This window comes from Mesorhizobium sp. B2-1-3A (genome assembly GCF_006442655.1).
Classification (GTDB): Bacteria; Pseudomonadota; Alphaproteobacteria; order Rhizobiales; family Rhizobiaceae; genus Mesorhizobium.
The window spans coordinates 17,429-26,545 of record NZ_VFWK01000015.1; the positions used below are offsets into that span (position 1 = coordinate 17,429).

At 62.9% G+C, this 9,117-nt stretch carries 14 protein-coding genes and 1 pseudogene; all 15 read left to right on the forward strand.

Annotation, left to right across the window (positions count from 1 at the left end; translation table 11 throughout):
• The 15 genes and pseudogenes from FJ977_RS35310 to FJ977_RS35380 all read left to right on the forward strand — a co-directional run bounded on the left by FJ977_RS35310 (position 1) and on the right by FJ977_RS35380 (position 9,093).
• Complete coding sequence (locus FJ977_RS35310; RefSeq protein ID WP_140777384.1) at positions 1-570, forward strand: DUF6362 family protein; 570 nt, start codon at positions 1-3, stop codon at positions 568-570.
• Positions 571-586: 16 nt separating this feature from the next.
• Positions 587-766 carry a hypothetical protein gene (locus FJ977_RS35315; protein ID WP_140777386.1) on the forward strand — a complete coding sequence of 60 codons (180 nt, stop codon included), beginning with the start codon at positions 587-589 and terminating at the stop codon, positions 764-766.
• Between the two features lie 34 nt (positions 767-800).
• Entirely contained in the window at positions 801-1,079 is a 279-nt protein-coding gene (locus FJ977_RS35320; protein ID WP_140777388.1) for a hypothetical protein, read from the forward strand.
• A 1-nt stretch (position 1,080) separates the two neighbouring features.
• Positions 1,081-1,473: a DUF5681 domain-containing protein gene (locus tag FJ977_RS35325; protein WP_181180178.1), complete on the forward strand. Its 393-nt coding sequence runs from the start codon at positions 1,081-1,083 to the stop codon at positions 1,471-1,473.
• Positions 1,367-2,862 (forward strand): annotated as a pseudogene (locus FJ977_RS36575) (terminase family protein). Before FJ977_RS35325 ends, FJ977_RS36575 begins: the two are co-directional and overlap by 107 nt.
• Positions 2,859-3,050: a hypothetical protein gene (locus tag FJ977_RS35340; protein ID WP_140777394.1), complete on the forward strand. Its 192-nt coding sequence runs from the start codon at positions 2,859-2,861 to the stop codon at positions 3,048-3,050. Before FJ977_RS36575 ends, FJ977_RS35340 begins: the two are co-directional and overlap by 4 nt.
• Complete coding sequence (locus tag FJ977_RS35345; protein ID WP_140777396.1) at positions 3,047-3,436, forward strand: hypothetical protein; 390 nt, start codon at positions 3,047-3,049, stop codon at positions 3,434-3,436. Before FJ977_RS35340 ends, FJ977_RS35345 begins: the two co-directional genes overlap by 4 nt.
• Positions 3,433-3,927 (forward strand): hypothetical protein, encoded by a 495-nt coding sequence (locus FJ977_RS35350; RefSeq protein ID WP_246683433.1) that lies wholly within the window; start codon positions 3,433-3,435, stop codon positions 3,925-3,927. Before FJ977_RS35345 ends, FJ977_RS35350 begins: the two co-directional genes overlap by 4 nt.
• Positions 3,902-4,096: a hypothetical protein gene (locus tag FJ977_RS36580; RefSeq protein WP_246683434.1), complete on the forward strand. Its 195-nt coding sequence runs from the start codon at positions 3,902-3,904 to the stop codon at positions 4,094-4,096. Before FJ977_RS35350 ends, FJ977_RS36580 begins: the two co-directional genes overlap by 26 nt.
• 2 nt (positions 4,097-4,098) lie before the next feature.
• On the forward strand, positions 4,099-4,440 hold the full coding sequence (locus tag FJ977_RS35355; RefSeq protein ID WP_140777398.1) for a hypothetical protein: 342 nt from the start codon (positions 4,099-4,101) through the stop codon (positions 4,438-4,440).
• Positions 4,440-6,161: a portal protein gene (locus tag FJ977_RS35360; RefSeq protein WP_140777400.1), complete on the forward strand. Its 1,722-nt coding sequence runs from the start codon at positions 4,440-4,442 to the stop codon at positions 6,159-6,161. The genes FJ977_RS35355 and FJ977_RS35360 overlap by 1 nt, the downstream gene beginning before the upstream one ends.
• On the forward strand, positions 6,158-6,481 hold the full coding sequence (locus tag FJ977_RS35365) for a hypothetical protein (protein ID WP_140777402.1): 324 nt from the start codon (positions 6,158-6,160) through the stop codon (positions 6,479-6,481). The genes FJ977_RS35360 and FJ977_RS35365 overlap by 4 nt, the downstream gene beginning before the upstream one ends.
• 58 nt (positions 6,482-6,539) lie before the next feature.
• Positions 6,540-7,112, forward strand: a complete 573-nt coding sequence (locus tag FJ977_RS35370) for a hypothetical protein (protein WP_140777404.1) — start codon at positions 6,540-6,542, stop codon at positions 7,110-7,112.
• A gap of 72 nt (positions 7,113-7,184) precedes the next feature.
• The gene (locus tag FJ977_RS35375; RefSeq protein WP_246683435.1) at positions 7,185-8,060 is read left to right on the forward strand and encodes a hypothetical protein; all 876 of its coding nucleotides are present in this window, start codon (positions 7,185-7,187) and stop codon (positions 8,058-8,060) included.
• Positions 8,061-8,103: 43 nt separating this feature from the next.
• Positions 8,104-9,093, forward strand: coding sequence for a Coat protein (locus FJ977_RS35380; RefSeq protein ID WP_140777406.1), 990 nt, complete (start codon positions 8,104-8,106; stop codon positions 9,091-9,093).
• The last annotated feature ends 24 nt before the right edge of the window (positions 9,094-9,117 follow it).

The window sequence follows — 9,117 nt, forward strand, 5'->3', positions numbered from 1 at the left end:
ATGAGCTATTCCGCATGGACCCCGAAAGCCGTCGAGCACCGCCTGCTGGAGGCGGCAGAGACACTTATGCTCTTGCCTAATGTCCGAGGGCCGAAATCCTACGGAAGCGCCATGCCGGCACCTGTGCGCGAATGGGAGGCCTACGGATCGGAGCCATCGCGCTACAAGAGCCGCCCGAGCCGTGAAGCGATCGACCGCATGCCCGAGACATGGACTTGGATAAACAGCCTCCCCGAGCAGGCCGACCGCGTGCTTATCTATGCCTGGGCCTGGGTGAAGGTCCGTCGCGGCCGCTCGATCAATGACTTTGCCTCACGCGAGGGCATGAACAACCGAACTTTGCGCCGCCAGATAACCCAGGTGTGTCAACAGATTGCGGACGATCTCAACCGAAAGCATATGGTTCGGTTGACAGTGGTCGTTGACGTCGTGTCCGAAATCACGGCAGAAGTCGATCCAGAACAGATATCTTCGGTGACCTACGCCAATCACTGGCGCGCCGAGGATGCAAAGCCCCGGCACCTCCCTGAACTTCTGGATCAAAGGGCACCCGCTACGCGGGCGGGGTGATTATCCCGGAGCGCCCATGTCCGAAAACATCCGCCGGCTGGATGAACTGTCCGAGGCAGCGGTGGCGGATTATCTGAGGCGCGCGTCAACGACGTATCTCGAGGCCTGTATCGCCCTCATGCTCACCAGCATGTCGGCGGAAGATGCCGCGCAAATTCTCGAAGCCGAAGCGCAGGACCTTCGCGAACTCGGCTGATCCCAGTTTGAGGGCAACCCCAGGAGAAGTCCCCATGACCCGATATGCAACGCTCATCACCAACAACGACGGCGAGCAGGAAGTCAGCGCGATTGCGCAGATCGAAGGCGCCGCGCCCGATGTCGGCCCCAATGCCAAGGCGGTCAAGGTCGCTGATGGTGTTCTCATCGGCATGATCAAGGGCGGCCCGGTCGACAGTATCGGCGGGTTCGGCTTCCCGGAAGGATCGGCTGGCTCCTCGCTCCGGAGCGCTCCGGGCATCGCCAAGGTCGACGAGACGCCGGCGGCCAAGGGCAAGGCGGCCAAGGGCTGACATGGCGGACGAGGCTGCACCTACAGCCGAAAAGCTGCCTGCTCACCTTCGGGATGACCTGAAGTTCAAGCCGGGGCAGTCCGGCAACCCGAACGGAAGGCCCAAGGGATCGCGCAACGCTCTCGGGGAGGCGTTCCTCGAGGCGATGCATGAGGACTTCAAGACCCATGGCGCGGCTGTCATTGCGCAAGTTCGGGAAGAGAAGCCGGACCAATACCTGAAGGTCGTCGCCTCGATCCTTCCGAAGGATCTCAATGTCAACGTCAACCACCTCAACGAACTGAGCGATGACGAGCTTAGAAGCCGCATCCGTGATCTCCACGGGCTCCTTGCCCCCTTCCTTGAAGGAATACCTGGCGCTCTTGGGGGAGTTGGACCGGCGTCGACGCACTAATCTCCTCCAGCAGTACCAGCCCTATTCGAAGCAGGCCCAGTTTCACGCCGCCGGCTCCACCAACCGGGAGCGCCTGTTCATGGCGGGTAACCAGTTGGGCAAGACGCAGGCCGGCGGCGCGGAATGGGCGATGCACCTGACCGGGCGCTATCCGGATTGGTGGAAGGGCAGGGTATTCGATACGCCGGTGCGCATGTGGGCGGCCGGGGTGACGGGAGAGAGCACGCGGGACAATCCGCAGCGCGTCCTTGTCGGGCCGCCACAGCAACAGGGTGCATGGGGCACCGGTCTGATACCGGGTGACGCGATCATTGACACCTCGCTTGCGCGCGGCGTGCCAGGCGCTCTCGACAATATCGTGGTGCGCCACGGCGGCGGCGGCGACACCCAGGCCGGCGAGAGCGTGCTGTCCTTCAAGGCCTATGAAAAGGGCCGCGAGAAGTGGCAGGGGGAAACGCTCCATGGTGTCTGGTTCGATGAAGAGCCGCCGCTCGACATCTATACGGAGGGCCTGACCCGGACGAACGCGACGGATGGCATCACCATCGTCACCTTCACTCCGCTCCTGGGTATGTCGGATGTGGTCTTGCTGTTCCTGACCTCTGAGCAGGTCGAGCAGATGGTGAAGGGCAAATGAGCCGCCACGTCACGTTCATGACGATCGACGACGCGGAGCACTATTCGCCAGAACAGCGTGAAGCGATCGTCGCGGCCTATCCAGAGCATGAGCGGGAAGCGCGCGCCAAAGGCATCCCGGTTCTCGGTTCAGGTCGCATCTTCCCGGTGGCCGAAGAAAGCATCAAGGTCGCGCCGTTCCGGTTGCCGCCATATTGGCCGCGCCTCGGGGCTCTTGACTTCGGTTGGGACCACCCGTCCGCCGCGGTTGAACTGGCTTGGGATACCGAGGCTGACGTCGTCTACGTCACCAAATGCCACAGGGCGAGCCACCAGAGCCCGGCGATGCAGTCGATCACGCTCAAGCCGTGGGGCGCCTGGTTGCCATGGGCATGGCCGCGTGACGGTCGCCGCGAGACGTTGGAAGGCGCCGGCATCGCACTGGCCAACCAGTATCGCGAGCATGGCCTGAACATGATGGGGACGCACGCGCAGTTCTCGGACGGCTCTGTCTCGGTCGAGGCCGGCATCATGGAAATGCTGGACCGCACGCAGTCCGGGCGCCTCAAGGTCTTCGACACCTTGAACGACTGGTTTGACGAATTCAGGCTGTACCACCGCAAGGATGGCGTCGTTGTGAAGCTGCGCGATGACGTCATGTCCGCCACCCGCTACGGCGTGATGATGCTTCGCAAGGCGGAAGTGGATCCGTCAGTGTGGTCGGCAGCGAAGAAGCCGCGGGGGCAGAGTGACCCGTTAGGAGCGTTCCGATGAGCTTCGTTCAGCGCTTCGACAAGAACAGCAATCGCTACCTGAAGATCGACGGCACCGGCCACGTCATTGCTGAAAGCCCGCATCCCTTCACTATTCCGGGCGGCGAACTGCTGGAAGAGATCGAGCCTGTAGAGCCGGAGCGCCCGGCACGCGCCAAGATGAGCGATCCGTTGGGGGATATGCGGTGAGCAATGTTATCAGTTTCACCAAGCCGGAGCCTTGCATATGGGTTTGTGACTGTGGCTGCTCGACGTTCAAAGTCTATGGCGATCAGCACCTCGAATGTGCTCAATGCGGTGTCACCGCAAGCGCAGAAGGCGAATGGGTCAGGGAGCCCGTGCCGGAGCAGGCACGCGGGCCGGAGCGTGTCGAACAGGTAACGACTATGACGTCCTCCGCCGACTGGACGTTGCGAAAACTGCTCAAAGGGACTGCCTCACCCTTGGTCTTGGTGCTCGCGGTTGAGGAATCGGGGAAAGCCACACTATGGGGTGCAGACTATAAAACGCCCGACCAAATCGGCTGGCTCGACAGGCAGTTCGCCTTGGCTAGGCAGATTCTTGTCAGAGAATGACCGTCCGTATCATTGGCGGCAACCTCCGCGACCTGAGCTACATCGCCGCCAATCTGCGGCCAGAGGATCACGCCGAGGTCGATTGTCAGCTTGACGACTGGACGCCCGCCACACTGGCGCTGACAGCCATGCAGGGCTTCGCCTACGTCGCCGAGCTTGATGGCAACCCGGAAGCGGCCTTTGGCGCTGGTGAGCTTCGTAGCGGCCTCTGGATAGCCTGGAGCTGGGGCACGGTGAGGATGCGCCGCTGTGTCCCGCGCATAACCGAATTCTTCTATGCCGTCCTCGGTCCTGATGTCGCCGCTCGCGGAGCATGGCGTGTCGAGGCGAGAGCGCTTGCTGGGAACGATCTTGCCGTCCGCTGGCTCAGCCGCCTCGGCGCGACCGAACGCTGCCACCTGACCGGCTACGGCCGCAATGGTGAGGACTTCATCCTTTTCGACTGGACAAGGGAAACTTGGGCCAATGTGTCTCTTTCAAAAACCGCCTGAACTCAAGCCGCTGCCGGTCGCGCCGACGGCCGACGACAAGGACGTGCAGGCTCGCGCCGCAGCCGTGCAGGCCCAGCTAAAGGCCAACGACGGCACGGCCAACACCGTCAAGACCGATCTCGCGCCATCTGACCTTGTTGGCCAGAAGCGCGTCCTGCTGGGGGTTTGATCATGGGACGCTCATCCACGGCCAATCGCGGCGGCGCTATCAATCGCGGCCCGAGCCTCGGCGAATATGAAACCGTTGCCGCGTCCCAGGCCGATCAGGTGATGGGCACGACAGGCAAGATCGGGGACTATCTCGAGGGACTGCTGTGCGTCGTGGCGACCGCCGCCACTGCCCAGGTGCAGATCAAGGACGGCGCCGGCTCCGCGATTACCGTGTTTCCGAATTCGCCCGGTAGCGGCATCGGCTCCTATTATGTCTATCTCGGCGTCAAGTCGGCCGCCGGCGCATGGAAGATCACCACCGGTGCCGGTGTGTCCGTGATCGCAGTGGGCAACTTCACCTGATGGGCGACAGCCGCGCCACCGACGTCCTGTCGCGCCAGTCCGAGTTCGAAACCGAGCGCTCGGACTATGAGAGCGTGTGGGAACAGGTCGCCGAGTTCTGCGACCCTGACGCGCCCGACATCTGGTCCAACCGTGGATCGAATGTCCGCACGTCGCAGCCCGAGCGCTCCGAGCGCCGAGGCTCGCGCGTCTACGACAACACGATCAACAGCGCCGCCAACCGGCTTGCTGCCGGGCTGGAGAGCCTGATCATCCCGCAGTCGGAGAAGTGGCACGGCCTGTCGACCGCCGCCATGAACGACGCGGAAACCGACGAAGAGAAGGAATGGGCCGAGGGGCTGCGCGACTTCCTGTTCTCTCTGCGCTATTCGGCGACGTCCAACTTCGTGCCCGCCACGCAAGCCTGTCTCAGGAACGTGGTCCGGTATGGCCCGGCGTACCTCTATGCGGAAGAGGGGTTCGGAGGTACGCTGATCCATTACGCCTCGATCCCGGTTGTCGAGGGCTACCTCGGCCGCAACCGGTGGGGCCAGGCTGACACCTTCCACCGCAAGTATGAGCGCACTGCGCGCCAGTGCGCCCAGTTGTTCGGCTATGACAAACTGCCCGGCAAGATCCGGATGCTGGTCGACGACCCGGTGAAATGCGACCAGAAGGTCAGCCTGATCCAGTGCATCAAGCCGCGCGAAGAGCGCAAGATGTACAATCTGGCCGGCACCTATGACTATCTCGACACCTCGTTTGTCTCCTACCATGTGATCGAGGAAGAGGCGCAGATCACCAAGGAGAGCGGGTTTCGCACTTTCCCGGTGTCCTGCTTCAACTGGCGCCGGTACGAGGGTGACACCTACGGCATCTCGCCGACAATTGAAGCTCTGACCACCGTGCGTGAGGTCAATGCGGTGCGCCGCTCCGGACTGCGCGCGCTGCAACAGGTGACTGACCCGGCCACCGCCAGCAAGGCGCGATTGGACTTCGTGCCAGAACTCAACCCCGGAGCAAACTATGAGGGGATGATCGACGACAACGGGCGGCCGATGATCGTACCATTGGTGACGGGGCAGAACCCGGGACCGGCGTTCGACTATGCGGCCAACCGCGCGGAGGAAATCCGCGACATGCTCTATGTCAACCTGTTCCAGACGCTCGTTCAAAACCCGCAGATGACGGCGACCGAGGCGCTGATCAGGCAGGAAGAGAAGGGCGCGCTGCTCGGGCCCTCAGGCTCGATCATCCAGGCGGGGTTTGCGTCGAACCTCGATCGCGAACTGTCCATCCTCGAGGCAAAGGGCCTCTACGATCAGGACAGCCGTTTCCTGCCGCCTCAGAGCCTTGCGGGCAAACAGGTCCGCCCGACCTTCACCAGCCCGCTCGACGTGCTGCGCAAGGCCGCAGAGGCCAAGGACACCATACAGGTCATCACCACGGCCATGCAGATGGCGCAGACCGACCCGAGTGTGATGGACAACATCGACAGCGACGAGGCGCTGAAGGTGGTTGCTGGCGCCGGCCGCAGCCCACAGCGCATCTTCCGCCGCAAGGAAGAGGTCGACAGCATGCGCGATGCGCGCGCCAAGGCACAGCAGGCGCAACAGGGTATGGCCGCCATCACCAACGCCGCCGGCGTCGCCAAGGATGCCGTACCGACCGCCGTACAGGCGCGTGACAGCGGCTTGCTGGATGGCCTGCAGAACATGGTGCAGCCGCAGGGCACAGCATGAAGCGCAGGCCATTCGCCCGCTCTGGCGCTGTAGGGGGCCCGGCTAAGGCACAGGACGCGCTGACCAAGGCTTATCTGCGCATCTTCTCTGGCGAGGATGGCGAGATGGTGCTGGCCGATCTGGCGAGCGTCACAGGCTATTACCGTCGCCCGTCCTATGCCGAATGGATGGCGAGGACGAAAACACCGAATGGTTTCGAATTGCACAGCGCGCTCTCCAATGCCCGCGCGGAAGTCCTCCAGCATATCATGGGCTTCCTCACGATGGATGATGACGCCCTGATCGCCCTCGAAAAGGCCGCAAGGCTCGAAGGCAGATAGTTCTACCGCGCGGCGCGGACAGCCGTTCAATCCCTCCCAAGAATGAAGGAATACGCTCATGCCCCGTGGACTTCCGCGAACCCTTAACCGTGCCGCCGCGCGATCGGCAGGCGTTGCCGTTCCCAAGGCCGGTCTGGCCATCAAGACCGAAGGCGCCGGCAACCGTTTCAAGACCACACTGACCTTCAATGCGATGCAGATCGTGGTCACGGATGCGCTGGCCTATGCCAGTCAGAAGCTGTTTGACTTCGCCGACGGCAAGATCAGGATCAACGGCGGCACCGCCAAGCTGCAGTTCGCCGTGCTCACCACGCGCGCATCGACCATCAACGACAGCGCCTCCCTGACCTGGGGCCTTGGCTCCGCAGCGGCCTCCAGCGCCACGCTGGCGACCACCATGCAGAACTTCATCGCCACTACCACGCGCACGCTGGACGGCGCCACGACGGCGCTCTCGACGGCTTCGACTGCCGATGTGGTCACGCCGGCCACGCTCGACGGCACCAGCACAGCCATCGACCTGTTCCTCAATGTGGCGTTCGCTACCGGTACCGACATCGACGCCGACGGCACGCTCGCCGTGACCGGCTTCATCACGCTGCTCTGGGAGAACTGGGGCGACAACGTTTAACGGCCCTGCGGCTGGGTGAGCCGCTCAATCGAAGGAACATCTCTTATGACAGATCAGGCAGAAGCCGGGTCCGTGGTGGTCGATCCACCGGCGGGCGCCCCTGCAACGCCAGCGGTTACGGCAGACAACGGGTCCGCTGTCACGACCGAACAAAGTCCATTCTCCGGTCTTTCCGAAGGCGCCCGGAAGTGGGTCGATACCAAGGGCTACAAATCGCACGAAGACATCGTCTCGGCGGCACTGAGCCTCGAACAGAAGCTCGGCACCTCCGTGTCGGTTCCAGCCCCGGACGCACCAAAGGAAGAATGGGCGAAGTTCCACGCCAAGCTTCCCGAGGCAATGCGCCCGGTGGAATCGGCAGACAAGATCGAGTTCAAGCGCCCGGAAGGGCTCCCCGCTGATCTGCCTTACGACGACGGCCTCGCGACCACCTCCAAAGCCTGGATGGTGGAAGCAGGCGTCAGCGCAAAGCAGTCGCAGCTTCTTCATGACAAGTTCGCCGGTCACATGGCCGAGATGGCGAAGGCGCAGCAAGTCGCCGTCGCCGCATCGGTCGAGAAGACCCACGACGACCTTGTGAAGGATTGGGGACCGGCAACCAGCGAAGGCTTCAAGGAGAAGCTGGAGGTGGCCAACCGGGCGATGAAAGGCCTCGGTCTCGTCGATGCCTACAAGGCCAAGGGCATTCTCCTGGCCGACGGCAGTCTCACCGATCCGCAGATCGCGAAAGCTTTCCATGCGGTCGGCGAGGCGATGTTCAAGGAGGACACGATCAACGGCGGCGATGCGCGCGGCGGAGACAATCCGTTCAAGCGTGGCGCCGACGGAAAGATCGTCAGCCCCACGGCGATTTCCACCCTGATCCAAAGCGACCCCGAACGCGCGAAGCGGCTGTGCCGAGAGGCCGGCGAAGACGTCAACGTCTGGTTCCCGAACAACCCCCGCTAAGGCGGGCCTTCGGCGCTTCGCATTTTAAGGAAAGACCGCCACAATGGCAGACGCATGGACCAAAGTAACGGACTCGATCGTCCCGTCCGTTTACGCACAGTACAATTTCGAGGAGCACGTTCAGTCCCTTGAAATCTACCAGGCCGGCATCCTGTTTTCCGACCCGGCCGTAGCATCGAAGCTTTCGATGGGTGGTCGCGTCGTCGACATGCCCGGCTGGAAAGACCTCGGCAACGATCCTTCCGAGCCCGTCAACGACGATCCGACGGACTCGATCGAGATGAAGAAGATCGGCTCCCGCCGCGAGACTGCCGCCCGCAACGTGCGTGCGCAGGCCTGGGGCATCCCGGACCTGACCAGCATCCTTGCCGGCGATGATCCGCAGAAGGTCATCGTTCGCCGCCAGACCGATTACTGGCAGCGCGCGAACAAGCTGACGCTGATCAAGATCCTTGCCGGCGTGCTGGCGGACAACGCCGCCAACGATTCCGGCGACATGATCCGCACCACCGGTGCATCCATCGTCGACACCGACATCATCGAGGCCGCTTACCTCTATGGCGACCGCGCTGACCAATTCAAGACGATCTGGATGCATTCGAAGCAGATGAAGGCGCTGAAGCTCGCCGACCTCATCGACTTCGTGCCGTCGTCCCAGCAGGGCGGCGTCATGATCCCCTACTACATGCAGTATCGCGTGGTGGTGGATGACGACATCCCGAACTCGGCCGGCGTCTACACGGCGTTCATGTTCAAGAACAACGCCATCATGTGGAACGAGCTTCCGGTCGATACCGAGGGCGGCCCCCTCGAATTCGACCGCAAGCCGCGCCAGGCACATGGTGGTGGCGTCACGGAAATGGTGGCTCGCCGCCACTTCGTGCCGCACGTCCCCGGCACCCGCTTCCTCGCCGCCTCCGTCGCTGGCCAGTTTGCCACCGATGCAGAACTGGCGACCGCGGCGAACTGGGACCGCACGGCGTCGAGCGTCAAGAGCATGACGTTCCTGGCCCTCAAGACCACCGAAGCCTGATCAAGGCTGACAACGGGCGGGCGG